13 protein-coding genes and 1 pseudogene are annotated in these 14,382 nt (G+C 35.4%); 10 read left to right on the top strand and 4 right to left on the bottom strand.

All coding sequences use genetic code 11. From position 1 onward, the window contains the following. Window positions 1-2: 2 nt before the first annotated feature. The 7 genes from LUU93_RS14220 (at window position 3) to LUU93_RS14190 (ending at window position 7,907) form a co-directional block, all read left to right on the top strand. The gene (locus tag LUU93_RS14220) at window positions 3-1,529 is read left to right on the top strand and encodes a SusD/RagB family nutrient-binding outer membrane lipoprotein (RefSeq protein ID WP_232681807.1); all 1,527 of its coding nucleotides are present in this window, start codon (window positions 3-5) and stop codon (window positions 1,527-1,529) included. Window positions 1,530-1,937: 408 nt separating this feature from the next. Then, the gene (locus LUU93_RS14215) at window positions 1,938-3,257 is read left to right on the top strand and encodes a GntP family permease (protein ID WP_232681806.1); all 1,320 of its coding nucleotides are present in this window, start codon (window positions 1,938-1,940) and stop codon (window positions 3,255-3,257) included. Window positions 3,258-3,261: 4 nt separating this feature from the next. Next, window positions 3,262-3,729 carry a RidA family protein gene (locus LUU93_RS14210; protein ID WP_232681805.1) on the top strand — a complete coding sequence of 156 codons (468 nt, stop codon included), beginning with the start codon at window positions 3,262-3,264 and terminating at the stop codon, window positions 3,727-3,729. Between the two features lie 282 nt (window positions 3,730-4,011). Beyond that, the gene (locus tag LUU93_RS14205; protein ID WP_232681804.1) at window positions 4,012-5,043 is read left to right on the top strand and encodes a sugar kinase; all 1,032 of its coding nucleotides are present in this window, start codon (window positions 4,012-4,014) and stop codon (window positions 5,041-5,043) included. Window positions 5,044-5,052: 9 nt separating this feature from the next. Then, window positions 5,053-5,700: a beta/alpha barrel domain-containing protein gene (locus LUU93_RS14200; RefSeq protein ID WP_232681803.1), complete on the top strand. Its 648-nt coding sequence runs from the start codon at window positions 5,053-5,055 to the stop codon at window positions 5,698-5,700. Window positions 5,701-5,703: 3 nt separating this feature from the next. Continuing rightward, window positions 5,704-6,819 carry a D-TA family PLP-dependent enzyme gene (locus tag LUU93_RS14195; RefSeq protein WP_232681802.1) on the top strand — a complete coding sequence of 372 codons (1,116 nt, stop codon included), beginning with the start codon at window positions 5,704-5,706 and terminating at the stop codon, window positions 6,817-6,819. A gap of 17 nt (window positions 6,820-6,836) precedes the next feature. Then, on the top strand, window positions 6,837-7,907 hold the full coding sequence (locus LUU93_RS14190) for a dipeptidase (protein ID WP_232681801.1): 1,071 nt from the start codon (window positions 6,837-6,839) through the stop codon (window positions 7,905-7,907). Here the strand turns inward: LUU93_RS14190 and LUU93_RS14185 are convergent. Continuing rightward, the gene (locus LUU93_RS14185) at window positions 7,904-8,680 is read right to left on the bottom strand and encodes a DeoR/GlpR family DNA-binding transcription regulator (RefSeq protein ID WP_232681800.1); all 777 of its coding nucleotides are present in this window, start codon (window positions 8,678-8,680) and stop codon (window positions 7,904-7,906) included. The two genes, LUU93_RS14190 and LUU93_RS14185, sit on opposite strands and share 4 nt — an antisense overlap. Window positions 8,681-8,870: 190 nt before the next feature. Between LUU93_RS14185 and LUU93_RS14180 the strand changes: the two genes are divergently transcribed. Then, on the top strand, window positions 8,871-11,174 hold the full coding sequence (locus LUU93_RS14180; RefSeq protein WP_232681799.1) for a family 20 glycosylhydrolase: 2,304 nt from the start codon (window positions 8,871-8,873) through the stop codon (window positions 11,172-11,174). A gap of 17 nt (window positions 11,175-11,191) precedes the next feature. On the opposite strand, the pseudogene LUU93_RS14175 reads toward LUU93_RS14180, so the two are convergent. Further along, window positions 11,192-11,269 (bottom strand): annotated as a pseudogene (locus LUU93_RS14175) (succinate dehydrogenase/fumarate reductase iron-sulfur subunit); the annotation flags it as partial. 19 nt (window positions 11,270-11,288) lie between these two features. Then, window positions 11,289-12,167: a Dam family site-specific DNA-(adenine-N6)-methyltransferase gene (locus tag LUU93_RS14170; RefSeq protein ID WP_232681798.1), complete on the bottom strand. Its 879-nt coding sequence runs from the start codon at window positions 12,165-12,167 to the stop codon at window positions 11,289-11,291. Window positions 12,168-12,254: 87 nt separating this feature from the next. Between LUU93_RS14170 and LUU93_RS14165 the strand changes: the two genes are divergently transcribed. Together LUU93_RS14165 and LUU93_RS14160 are read left to right on the top strand one after the other, a co-directional pair. Then, the gene (locus tag LUU93_RS14165; RefSeq protein ID WP_232681797.1) at window positions 12,255-12,506 is read left to right on the top strand and encodes a helix-turn-helix domain-containing protein; all 252 of its coding nucleotides are present in this window, start codon (window positions 12,255-12,257) and stop codon (window positions 12,504-12,506) included. Beyond that, complete coding sequence (locus tag LUU93_RS14160) at window positions 12,493-13,341, top strand: DUF7687 domain-containing protein (RefSeq protein ID WP_232681796.1); 849 nt, start codon at window positions 12,493-12,495, stop codon at window positions 13,339-13,341. Before LUU93_RS14165 ends, LUU93_RS14160 begins: the two co-directional genes overlap by 14 nt. A 206-nt stretch (window positions 13,342-13,547) precedes the next feature. Here the strand turns inward: LUU93_RS14160 and LUU93_RS14155 are convergent, their stop codons facing one another. Beyond that, window positions 13,548-14,294 (bottom strand): succinate dehydrogenase/fumarate reductase iron-sulfur subunit, encoded by a 747-nt coding sequence (locus LUU93_RS14155; protein ID WP_232681795.1) that lies wholly within the window; start codon window positions 14,292-14,294, stop codon window positions 13,548-13,550. Between the last annotated feature and the right edge of the window lie 88 nt (window positions 14,295-14,382).

Here is a 14,382-nt window from a genome sequence, read left to right as displayed (position 1 = left end):
ACATGAAAAAGATAACCCTATTATATATCGCAGGCTTGCTTTTAGGAAGCATGACAGCTTGTAACGATGATTTTGATGAAATCAATACCAACCCAAATTCAGTTGATAAACCAAATCCGAATTTTGTTTTCAGTAAAGCACAGCTTGATGGATTGAACAATAATTATTTCTTTACTAATATTCTGGAATGCGGCGGATTGCTGCAGCATTATGCAACATACAAAGAAGCTTCTGGTGTGGGAGACAAATATTTAAGCAACGAAGTTTATTTTTCTGCTTATTTCAATCAGGCCTATCCATTGGCTTTAAATGAAACTGAAATTGTAATAAATGAGGTAAAAAATAATCCAAACGACAGCAACAAATTAAATATTGCGAGAATCTGGAAAGTGTATTTATATCATAAACTGACCGATTTATATGGAGATATTCCGTACTCTGAGGCTGCAAAAGCAAACACGACACAAACTTTCCTTCCAAAATATGATACTCAGGAATTTATTTATAAAGATTTACTGAAAGAATTAGACGAAGCTGCAGCAGCATTAGATCCTGCAAAAACAAGTTTCGGTAAATCTGATTTTATTTATGACGGAGATGTTGCGAAATGGAAAAAGTTCTCTTATTCGCTAATGCTTCGTTTAGGATTACGATTAACAAAAGTTGATGCTACACTGGCACAAACCTGGGTAACAAAAGCTATTGCCGGAGGAGTAATTTTGAATACCGCTGATAATGCAATCATGAAATATACGGATGGACCAAATGATTTTAATAGAAATCCGGTTGGTTTCGATTCAAGAAAACAAGATTTTACAGCGGGTTCTTACGGTACAAAAAATGTAGAAGGCGGAAAACTAGCTAAAACATTTATCGATTTATTGCAATCAACTGCCGATCCAAGAATTAGTGTTTATGCGGGAGTCTGGCAGGGAACAACTCAAAATACAGCGCCTGCCATTCAAAAAGGTTTCCCTAACGGAACTAAAACTGCCCCAACTCCTGCTGAACAAGCCACTTATTCTGAACCAAACCAAAGTACGGTTTTTAAATACGATGCTCCGCTTGTATTAATCAGCAACGCCGAAACTAATTTATATTTAGCCGAAGCCGCTGCAAGAGGCTGGTACGCAGCATCTGATAAAGATTTATATGAAAAAGGTGTGCAGGCTTCTTTCCTAAATATGGGGATTTATGGAGTAGCATACACTATTCCAGATGCAACGCCATATTTAACAGCAAATCCGTACAATGCAGCAGGATCTTTTGCACAGAAAATGAATCAAATTCATACGCAGATTTATGTGGCTTTATTTGTTGACGAGCAGGAAATTTATGCCAACTGGAGAAGAACCGGATATCCTGTTTTAACTCCTGTAAACTTTCCGGGTAACGTTACAAACGGCACAATACCAAGACGTTTCAAATATCCAACCAGCGAATATTCAGTGAATTCAGCTAACTTAGCAGAAGCGGTTAAACGTCAGGGTGAAGACGCTTTTACAACAAGAATTTGGTGGGATAAATAATAGAATCAAGAGTGGAAATGTGCCATAGGCACTTAATATTGGTGGAAAATTAGTTTCAAATTCGTTGGCGTGCCGTAGGTACGCAACATACAATGACTATTGCGTACCTACGGCACGCTGGATATTCTAATTCATGTTTTCTACCGATATTAAGTGCCTGACGGCACGAATTGAAAACTTTTAATCCCTTAAAAAGATAAATAAAAATAATAACCGTTGGCGTAATTAAACACATAGAGACATAGTTTTTGAAAGTGTTGGAAAGGCGTTTCACTTGCATTAATAAACATAGTTACTATGTGTTAAAAGCTGGCTTTTTTTAAAACTCTTAATCTAACTAAAAAAATCTATGTTTCTATGTATTTAATAAAAAATTACTCTCAACGGAGTTAATAATACAAAAGATAAATGAGCATTTTAATTCTTACGGCATGCATTGCATTTTTAATCATACAAATAGCTTGGCTTAAAATCAATCCGTTTATTGCCTTTATCATAACAGCTTTATTAGCAGGTCTGTTTTTAGGCCTGCCAATAAGTACTTTGTCACAAACCGTTCAAAAAGGTTTGGGCGAAATGTTAGGATCTATTACGCTGATTATTGTTTTCGGAACCTGTATTGGGAAACTTACCGTTTCATCAGGCGCCGCCAATGTCATTGCCAAAACAGTCATGGGATGGACGGGCAGAAAATACGTACGTCTTGGCTTAATGATTACCGGATTTATTGTTGGGATACCTCTATTTTATAGTGTTGGATTTGTTTTGTTAGTACCTCTAATCTTTTCAGTAGCCCATCAATTTAAACTGTCAAAAGTATATCTGGGAATTCCAATGCTGGCGTCGCTTTCAACAGCACACGGTTTTTTGCCCCCGCATCCGTCACCAATGGCTTTGAGCAGTATTTTAAAAGCTGATATTGGACTCGTTTTAGTCTACGGAATTATAATTGCGATTCCGACTATTTTTATTGCCGGACTATTATTTTCTAATTTACTTAAAAACATCAAAACCGAATCGGATCATGAAATTTTAAATGTCGAAGAAGTGGTGAACCACGGTAAACTTCCGAGTTTTTCACTTAGTTTATTTTCGGCTTTATTTCCGGTTTTTGGTTTGACTATAACTTCAATATTGCCTTTAATTTCAACCAATGAAACGCTGATTGAAATTTGCAAAACAGTAGGAGAACCAAGTATGATTATGCTTATTTCTTTATTGCTCTGCACCTACACTTTAGGAATCAGAATGAACCGAAGCATCACATCTGTAATGGACGATTATGCAGTTGCTATAAAAGATGTTGCCTTAATTGTTTTAATTGTAGGCGGTGCCGGAGGTTTAAAAGAAGTTATGATTGTAAGCGGTGTAAACGAAACTATTGTTGCGGCCTTAACACAAATAAACATTCATCCGTATTTATTGGCCTGGATGATAGCAGCGATTATTCGCGTTTGTGTAGGTTCTGCAACCGCAGCCGGATTAATGACTGCGAGTGTTTTATTACCTTTGTTACAAACTACTGGTCTCGACCCCAATCTATTAGTTTTATCTGTTGGAGCCGGAAGCTTAATGTGCTCGCATGTAAACGATCCAAGTTTTTGGATGTTCAAAGAATATTTTAATATCAGCCTGAAAGACACGTTCAAATCATGGACAGTTATGGAATCCCTAGTCTCTGTTTTAGGAATTGTTTTCGTTTTTATTTTAAACTCAATTATACATTAATATCATGAATTTATTACCACAAGAAAAATTTGAAACCCTTGGCCTTTCATTACCGCCAGCACCTCAACCTCTTGGTATATATAAACCTTATTTAGTCGACGGAAAATACCTGTATCTTTCTGGTCACGGTCCTGTTCGCGACGATAAATCTTTAATCATTGGCCGAATTGGTGATAACATGGATATCGAAGAAGGAAAACTAGCCGCAAGACAAGTTGGCTTGACTATGCTTTCGACAATTGTAACCAATTTTGGAAGCCTGAACAAAGTAAAACGAGTGATAAAAGTATTGGGAATGGTGAATTGCAACGGCGACTTCCTAAGACATCCGTATGTAATAAACGGCTGCAGTGAATTGTTTGCTGAAGTTTGGGGACAGGAAAACGGAATTGGAGTAAGAAGCGCCGTAGGAATGGGTTCTTTACCAGACAATATTCCTGTTGAAGTTGAAGCTGTTTTCGAATTATTCTAAAAAATAGGCCACAGACGATAAAGATTAAAGAGCAATCTGAATTGGTTAAGGAAATACTTTGATTCTAAGTCTGTGGTTATGTAAAAATATATAGGCCACAGATTATACAGATTAAAAGGATTATTTTTTTTCGCCACGAATTACACGAATTTTCACGAATTACTTTTTTTACTTCAAGCACATAAAAATTAGTGCAAATTCGTGTAATTCGTGGCAAAAGATTTAACCACCATCCAAAGAAATCCTTTTAATCTGTATAATCTGTGGCAAAAAACAAAAAACATGAATACAAATATCCCACAAACAAGAATAGCAACATTTGGAGAATTATTACTTCGGATGAATGTTGCCAATGGAAACCGGTTTACACAGGCAGATGAAATAAAAATTCATGTGGGCGGTGCCGAAGCCAATGTTTGTGTTTTACTTTCCCAACTCGGAATCCAAACCGATTATATTACACGATTACCCGAAAATGATTTGGCACAACTGGCTTTAAACGAACTTCAGAAATACAAAATAAACACTTCAAAATGTGTTTACGGCGGAGAACGTTTGGGCTTGTATTTTGTCGAATCCGGAAATCAAATAAGACAATCGCAGGTTATTTATGACCGAAGCAATTCTTCTTTTGCAACCATTCAAAAAGATCAAATTAACTGGAACGAAGTTTTAGAAGATGTTACGCATTTTCACTGGTCAGGAATAAGTCCGGGAGTTTCTCACGAAGCAGGTTTAGCTTGTAAAGAAGCAATTTTAACAGCACATAAAAAAGGCCTTCCGATTTCTTCTGATTTTAATTACCGATCCAAATTATGGCAGTACGGAAAACATCCGTCGGAAATTATGCCAGATTTGCTTCAATACAGCACAATTACGGTTGCTGATCTAGATGCGATTGAAATTTATTTCGGAATTAAAACCGATAAAAATGAATCTGACGAAAATCGTTTTCAAAAAACATTCGAATTATTAAAAGTAAAAATGCCTTTTCTAAAAACATTCGCCATGAGTTTTAGAAAATCAGACGGGCCGGCGCATTTGTACAAAGGTTTATTGATTCATGAAGGTAATTTTTACCAAACACCAGAACACAAAATACATGTTGTAACCGACCAAATTGGTTCTGGAGATGCGTTCAACGCAGGATTATTATACGGATTATCCAATAAATTATCCGGGCAGGAATGTATTGAATGGGCAGCAGCCTGCGGCGTAATCAAACAAAGTATTCACGGAGATTTCGCCATAAGCAGTTTCAACGAAATAAGTCATTTTATTAAAAACGGCTCAAGTAATAGAATTAATAGATAAATAAAGAATATGTACAGCATTTTAAAAACGCAGGGTGTACTTCCGTTAGTAACCCAAATCAACATTGAAACAGCCCAAATAGTATTGCGATCAGCGGCTGATGCTGGCATAAAAATTATCGAGTTTGCTGCTCGCGCCAATGATGCAAAAGAAGTTTTTACTCAAATGACAGCCTTTAAAAAAGCAAATAATCTGGATGTTAAAATAGCCGTTGGCTCTATTTTGTCTGTTGAAGAAGCAGCAATATACCATCAATTAGGGGTAGACTGCATTGTTTGTCCGCACACCGACCCGGAAATTGGAGCGTATTGCTTTAAGAATAATATTTACTGGATTCCCGGGGCTGCTACATTAAACGAAATATTACATGCCAATAAATTAGGTGCCGAGGTTGTAAAACTTTTTCCGGCTGATAAAATCGGTGGTCCCGGATATGTAAAAGCGATACGAGCGCCTTTCCCAAGTTTAAAAATAATGCCAACCGGAGGCGTAACGCTCGAAGAAAGCAATTTAAAATCATGGTTTAAATCTGGAGTTGTCTGCGTGGGAATTGGTTCTAATTTATTTTCGAAAGAAATGCTTTTGAATTTAAATTATGAGCAGGCATTGCAGGCTTTTCAAAATTTAATTGAAGTTGTAGAAAAAACAAGAAACTAAATTATGCAGGAAAATTGGTGGAAAATTAAATCTGATATCAACATTGATACGCCATTTTTAGCCGCTTACGAAGATCGTATCCGGTTTAATCTTGAACGCCTTATTGGTTCAGTAAATGGTAACACACAAAAATTAAGGCCTCATATTAAAACGCATAAAATTGGCGAAATTCTGGAGTTGTTTAAAATTTACAACATCAAAAAAATAAAATGCGCCACAATTGCCGAAGCCGAACTAGGAGCAATACACGAAATTCCGGATGTTCTTCTCGCCTATCAACCTGTTGGGATTAAAAAAGAAAGATGGATTTCGTTAATTCAAAAATATCCTGATACTTCTTTTTCTACCATTACAGACAATCTGGATTCGGCGAAAGCCTTAAATGAAATTGCTAAAAAAAATGATTTAAAACTGAATGTTTATCTGGATTTAAATACCGGAATGAACAGAACCGGATTCTCTATTTCAGAAGATTGGACGGCTTTAGTTGATAAAATTATTAAATTAAAAAACCTTCATTTTGAAGGAATTCATATTTACGACGGCCATTTAAAAGGCAGTGCCGAAGAACGAACGAATGCGGCTTCAAGTTCATTTTCTGAAATAAAAGAAAAAACAGAAGCAATCGAACAAAAACTGGGTTATGAATTAAAAATTGTTGCCGGCGGTTCTAATACATTTCCGTTTTATGCTACGCAGGAAAATGTAGAATGCAGTCCGGGAACATTTGTTTTTTGGGATTCTAATTATCATATTCATTTGCCCGAACAAAAATTCAAACCTGCTTTAGTTATCGTTGGAACCATAATTTCAAAACCAACAAGATCAACGCTTTGTATAGATATTGGCTACAAAGCTGTTGCTTCAGAAAACCCAATTGATAAACGATTGGTGATTTTAAATGATGAAAATCTAATCCCAACAGCACATTCTGAAGAACATTTGATTTTAGAAAACAAAGGAAAAAACGAGTATAAAATTGGCAGCACTATTTATGCTCTTCCTTATCATGTATGCCCTACCTGTGCGCTTTATGATGCTGTTCAGGTTGTAAATAAAGGACATCAAATTTATGATCAATGGAAGGTTGCCGCCCGAAGCAGAGAAATTAATGTATAAAATTTAAGTCAAAATATATGTTTATAATAGACGCCCATTTAGACCTGAGCATGAATGCGATGGAGTGGAACCGTGATTTAAGAAATGATGTTCCTACTCTGCGTAGTTTAGAAAAAGGTATGACAGATAAACCGGATCGCAAACGTGCTACGGTTTCATTTCCTGATTTGCGACGCGGCAATATCGGAATTGTTGTGGCAACGCAGATTGCAAGATTTGTAAAACCCGGCAGTATTATTCCGGGTTGGAATTCTCCTGAGCAAGCCTGGGCACAAACGCAAGGGCAATTGACTTGGTACAAAGCCATGGAAGAAGCGGGAGAGATAACACCAATTACAGATAAAAAATCACTCCAAAAACAACTTGATTTGTGGAACGACGGAACTCCAAACGATAAAAAACCAATTGGCTATATTTTAAGTTTAGAAGGCGCAGATTCTATAATTGATATTTCTTATTTAGAAAAAGCATACAATTACGGTTTACGAGCGATTGGCCCAGCACATTACGGCCCCGGACGTTACGCAAACGGAACGGACGCAACGGGAAAAATGAATCAAAATGGTCTTGATTTATTAAAAGAAATGGAGCGTTTGAATATTATTCTGGATGCAACGCATTTATGCGACGATGCTTTTTGGCAGGCTTTAGATCATTATAACGGGCCAATTTGGGCAAGTCATAACAATTGCAGAAGTCTGGTGGATCATAATCGTCAATACAGCGATGAAATGATAAAAGCTTTGATTTCGAGAGGAGCTGTCATTGGCGGCGCTTTAGATGCCTGGATGCTGGTTCCGAATTGGCAGAGAGGTATTTCAATGCCTTTGGAAATGAATTGTGATTTAGAAACGGTTTTCAAACACATGGATCATATTTGTCAATTGGCCGGAAACGCGAATCACATTGGTGTAGGTTCAGATTTGGATGGTGCTTTTGGTACAGAACAATCTCCGTATGATTTAAATACGATTGCTGATTTGCAAAAGTTGGTTTTGATTTTTAAAAACAACGGCTATTCTGATGAAGATTTAAATAAAATCTTTCACCAAAACTGGATCAACTTTTTAATGAAGAATTGGGATTAAATAAAAACTAAACTTGGAACTGCCTTCTTATACGATTGTAATTTTTCGTCGTCTGGATCAACTTCCGTCACAACGTAATCTACCTCAGATAAGTTGGCAATTTTCATTTTTAGAACCGTATCCAGTTTTTCAGAAATCGTAAGAATCGCTGTTTTTTCTGAAGCCTGAATCATTGCTTTTTTTACCTGAACTGTTTCCCAGTCAGAATCTGAGAAACCGCCTTCAATATCTAAAGCATTGGTTCCTAATATTAATAAATCGACTTTAATATTAGCAAGCTGATTATAAACATCGCCGCTCACGCACATTTGGCTGTACGACGAAATGCTGCCGCCAATCATGATAATTTTAACATTGGGTTTATCCAGAAGTTCAACCGCAGATAAAACGGTAACCGTAAAAATAGTTAAACTTAAATCATTAGGAATTAAACGAATGAATTCTCTAATTGTCGTTCCGCCGCCAATAAGTAAAACCATTCCGTCACGCAGAAGTCCTAAAGTTTTTTGTGCAATAACTTTTTTAGATTCGCCAGCATAAGTTTGATTAGATGAAGTATGGTGATACGCTTTTGTCATCGCCCCGCCTTTCACTTTAATCAATAAAGATTCTGACTCAAGTTCATTTATATCACGTCTTACAGTATCTTCTGAAACAAATAATTTAGTCGAAAGGGTTTCAAAACTTACACGAGTATGCAAGTTAATCTCTTTTAAAATAAGATTTTTACGTTCTTCTTTAGTGTAATTAACCATTTCATTATCATTATTCATGCAAATTCGTTTTTGTAAGGACAAATGTAAACAATAAATGCAATATTCTTGCGAAACAAATTATAACACAACGTAATTAAAAAGTTAATTATACTATTTTAAAGACATTTAAACAGTAATACCTTCTGCAAAAAAAATGCAGACTAATTTTACAAACCTTAAATTTGTTTCACAAAACAAAAAAGTAACCATGCAAAAAAGTATATTTCTCTTTTTGATTTTCTGTTTTTCTTTCGGAAATGCGCAAAGTACTTCAGATAATATTTCGATTATTCCCGCTCCTAATTTTTATAAAACAACCGGAGACAGCATTCGCATCAACGGAAAAATTAAAATTGTATTTGATAAAAATAAATACAGCGCAAGAGAATTGAAAACGGCACAGATTTTTGAGTCGGCTATAAACTCGAATACGTCAAATAAAAAAAGCAATATTGAGGTTTTGTTTATTGCCGAAAAACCATCTGCAGCTTCAAAAAAAGAAGGGTATAAAATCAATATTTCGTCGAAAAAAATAACCGTAACCGGAAGTGAAGAAGGATTATTTTATGCTGTTCAGAGTTTATTGCAGCTTTTGCCGAATCAATCCAAAAATCAGGAAGCAAAATTACCTTGCATTTCTGTTGAAGACCAGCCCAGATACAACTACCGCGGGCTTCACCTCGATGTCTGCCGTCATTTTTTCTCGGTTGATGTTATAAAAGATTTTATTGCACAAATGTCCTATTATAAATTAAATAATTTACATTGGCATTTAACCGACGATCAGGGCTGGAGAATTGAGATAAAAAAGTATCCAAAATTGACCGAAGTGGGTTCGAAAAGAGCACAGACTTTAGTGGGTAATAAATTTGAAAGATTCCCCTATTTTTTTGACGGAAATCCGTACGGCGGATTTTATACTCAGGAAGAAATTGCGGCTATTGTAAAATTTGCCGAAGATCATTATGTAAATATTATTCCCGAAATCGAAATGCCGGGTCACGCAACGGCGGCGGTAACAGCTTACCCAAATTTATCTTGTTTTCCGGATCGGAATTACAAAGTTGTAGAATCATGGGGCGTTTTTGAAGATATTTTTTGCGCGGGAAAAGAAGAAACTTTTACTTTTCTAGAAGATGTTCTAACCGAAGTTATGGCTTTATTTCCTAGTAAATATATTCATATTGGCGGAGACGAATGCCCAAAAGCAAGATGGAAAGAATGTCCGAACTGCCAAAAAAGAATTGTGGCTTTAGGTTTGAAAAACGAACATGAATTACAAAGTTACTTAACAACCCGAATTGAAAAATTCCTAAATGCAAACGGAAGACAAATTCTGGGCTGGGACGAAATGCTCGAAGGCGGACTTGCTCCAAATGCAGCGGTGATGTCATGGCGTGGCGAATCTGGCGGAATCAGCGCGGCGAAACAAAAGCATTTTGTAATTATGAATCCTGAACAGGTTTTATATTTAGATTATAATCAAGGTTATTCTCCGCAGGAACCTTTGACTATTGGAAGGTTAACAACGGTTGAAAAAATCTACAATTACAATCCAACTCCTGTAGACAGTTTAACGGTTGAGGAGCAGAAATATATTATGGGAGTTCAGTCTAATCTTTGGTCTGAATATTTGACAAGTCCTGCGAAATTAAATTATATGATTTATCCGCGTGTATTTGCTTTAGCAGAAATTGCCTGGACAGAACCTCAGAATAAAAATTACAATAGTTTTATTCTAAACAGAATTCCGCATCATTTAGAAAAACTGGAAGCACAGAAAAGAATGTATAAAGTCCCAATTCCTTTTGGATCTGAAGAAACGGCTTTAATCGCATCAAAATATATTCTGGACTTAAAGCCAACGATTAAAAACGGGCAGATTTTTTATACTATTGATGGTTATAATCCAGATGAAACTGCAGAACTTTATACTAAACCTGTACCGATAAATATTCCAAAAGGCGAATTCCGAATTATAAAAACGGTTCAAATCAGCCCGAGCGGCAGAAAAAGTTCAATTAGTAAAATATTGGTTAAAAATCCTGAATTGAAACCGGCTTTAGCGGTAAAGCCAACAAAAAAGGGTTTAAAATTCGATTATTTTACTGGAACGTTATTTCAGCAAGTTCAGGATTTAGAATTGGCAAAACCTGTTAATTCAGGCATTTTTGAAGGTAAAATCAGCAGTGAAAAGTGGAAAACGAAAATCGAGCGTTATATCGGCTTAAAATTTGACGGATATATCTTTATTCCGGAAACGGCAAATTATACAATTTCGACCCTTTCAGACGACGGATCGAAGCTTTTTATAGATAATGAATTAGTTGTAAACAATGATGGCATTCATTGGCTCAATGAAGCTTACGGAGTTGTTAAACTTGAAAAGGGATTTCATAAAATCAATATTAGTTATTTTGACCAGATTGGAGGAACTACTTTAACTTGTTTTATTCAGCAGGAAGGAAAAGAAAAACAGGAAATAAGTGAATCGCAGTTGTATTATGAGTAAAAACAAAAAAAGATATGTTATCCTTTTAATCTTGCTACTAAATACTCACGGTTCATACGTGCGATATTTTCAAGAGAAATTCCTTTAGGGCATTTTTTTATGCTTTTAAATTTGTTAAACTTTATAATTCAACAATAGTCTATCAGTTACTAACTCTTCTTCTAGTGTTTGTCCTTCCATCTGAAATCTCTTTAGCATTGAGCGACCTACACTTATAGATATTTCTTCTTCAAAGACATTTTCCGGTATTGGCAAGTCACACAAAAAATTTCCTGATTTTTTGGTTCCATCAATACTCAAAGCAACTTTTATACCTTTTCTCTTTGCATCAGATATTTCATTAAATAACTCTTCTAACTTAAACGATTGAGCTCCATAAAGAATACCTTGACTATGACTATATGGTGGATCACAATAAATCAAGTCTCCTTCTGATGCCTGGGCAAAAATTTCTTTATAATCAGCGTGAATAAAATTAACATTAGTCATTCTCCTACTCCATTCTAACACTCTCTTTTTGAAACTTTCTACAGAAATAGGAGTATGAGGGCCGCAAGGCGTACTCATATAGCCATCTCCTTGTCTAAAACGAACAATTCCTCCATAACATGAACGAGTAAGAAATAAGAAATCTAAACCATTTTGTTTATTGTTGAAAGAAGCTTTAACACTTTCATAGACAGCTATTTTATCTTCTTTTTCTAGACGATTTCGATTTATTGCATACCATTCAACTAGACCACGAGGGTCTTCTTTCAGTTTTTGCCAAATTTCAATTAAGGGTTTGAAAGCATCTGAACCAACTCCATGATTTGGACATACAGTAGCTAAAACTGCCCCACTACCTACAAATGGTTCATAGAAAGTATTGAAATCTACAGGGAAAAATCTTGCAATTTCAGAAGCAAATTTTTGTTTGTTTCCTACCCATTTTAATAGTTGACCTTTAGGAGGGGTGTATAAAGCAAACTTCGTATCGAGAGTTAATTGCATAATTGATCTATTTTTTTTTCAAAATTAAGAAAAAATATGTCCTTATCCTAAATTGGGATATCCGATTTTAGAATATAAATTTGATATGTGGATAAAAGTATAAATAGTATAGAGCACAAAGCACTACTAAAGACTTTGTATAGTCTAAGAGTTGGTTCAGGTCTTAAACAAATAGATTTGGCTAAAATCCTCAATGTCCCTCAATCTTTTATAAGTAAAATCGAGAGCGGTGAAAGACGATTAGATTTAGTAGAACTAAAATTTATAGTAGAATCCATGGGGGTAAGTTTATCGGAATTTATCTTTCAATTTGAAAAAAACATTAATGAAAGCAAATAATAAATTTGAAAATTTAAGTTTAGAGTTTTGGGCAAATATAAAACTTCTTAATCAACGACTAGGATATACTATTGCAAAATCAAAAAAAAATCCTGATGGTGGCTTTGTCGTTCCGACCATACAACAAATTAAATCTGTTTTTGCTGATGAAGGGTTATCAGATGTAAGGCTAATTAATGACAATGTCCTTACGGATTTTGGAAAATTAGTTGTCGACTATATAAAATATAGAGGGGAGCTACTTACTAAAGAAGTCGAACCAAATCTTATGAATAAGGACCAAGCAAAAGCGTTATTTTATGAAATGAAAGATAAGATTGCACCAACTTGCCCTCTTCCTTTCAACAAGCAAAAAAACGAAAAAAAAGACCATTCATATCTAACCGGACTAGTTAACATGATTATAGAATGCAACAAAGGAAATTTAAATTGTGATTATAATCCCAAAGAATTAACTGCATTAACTCATGATGGTTTTCCAATTAGAACTCTATCCAGAAGAGTAGACGGCGCATTCCCGTCTGTAATTGACCCCAAAGCAATTTGGGAAATCAAAGAATACTACTACACCACAACATTCGGAAGCAGAGTTGCCGATGGAGTCTACGAAACACAATTAGATGGTTGGGAACTATGGGAAGCTAAAAACAGTACCGGCAGAGAGATAAATCATTACCTTTTTGTCGATGATCATTTTACATGGTGGATCAAAGGACGCTCTTACTTATGTAGATTAATAGACTCAATTCATATGGGGCTTGTCACGGAAGTAATTTTTGGAAAAGAAGTAGTGACAAGATTACCTGAATTAGTAAAAGAATGGAGTATTGATTAGAAACACAAAATATATTCAAATTTGAAACATCCAATATAGCATATTATTATTTGAAAAAATTACTAAATAGTTTTTAAGAAACTTCTAGGTGTACACCAATAAAAAATCTAAAATCTTATTTATTATAAATAGTATTCTACTTAAATAAAAAAACGCATTCAAATTAATGAATGCGTTTTTTAAATATACTAAATTGTTGTATTCTCTTATCCTTTCAAGCTTGCTGCTAAATACTCACGGTTCATACGTGCGATATTTTCAAGCGAAATTCCTTTAGGACATTCGATTTCACAAGCTCCTGTATTTGTACAGTTACCGAAACCTTCTAAATCCATTTGGTGAACCATGTTTAAAACACGATCAACAGCTTCTATTTTACCTTGTGGCAATAATGCATATTGAGAAACTTTTGCAGAAACAAACAACATTGCCGATGAGTTTTTACAAGTTGCAACACAAGCCCCGCAGCCAATACAAGCTGCAGCATCAAATGATTTATCTGCATCGTGTTTGTTAATCGGAATTGTATTTGCATCAATTGTATTTCCTGAAGTATTTACAGAAATAAATCCTCCTGCGTGCTGAATTCTGTCAAAAGAACTTCTGTCAACAACTAAATCTTTAATTACAGGGAAAGCTTTTGCTCTAAATGGTTCGATAAAAATCGTATCGCCATCTTTAAACATACGCATGTGTAACTGACAAGTTGTAACACCTCTGTCTGGTCCGTGTGCTTCACCGTTGATGAATAAAGAACACATTCCGCAGATTCCTTCACGACAATCGTGGTCAAATGCTACAGGCTCTTCTCCTTTGTTGATTAGACCTTCGTTAAGAACATCTAACATTTCAAGGAAAGACATATCTGGTTCGATTCCATCAATAGGATATTCTACAATCCCTCCTTTATCTTGAGCGTTTTTTTGACGCCATATTTTTAATGTAAGTTTCATACCTTTTTCGTTTGAAAATCATAAAGTCGAAAGTCGAAAGTCGCTTGGCACATTTTGCCTTTTGACTTTAAGACTTTGGGCTTTCGAC

Source organism: Flavobacterium soyae (genome assembly GCF_021245985.1).
Lineage (GTDB): Bacteria > Bacteroidota > Bacteroidia > Flavobacteriales > Flavobacteriaceae > Flavobacterium > Flavobacterium soyae.
This window is presented reverse-complemented; position numbering and strand designations above follow the sequence as displayed.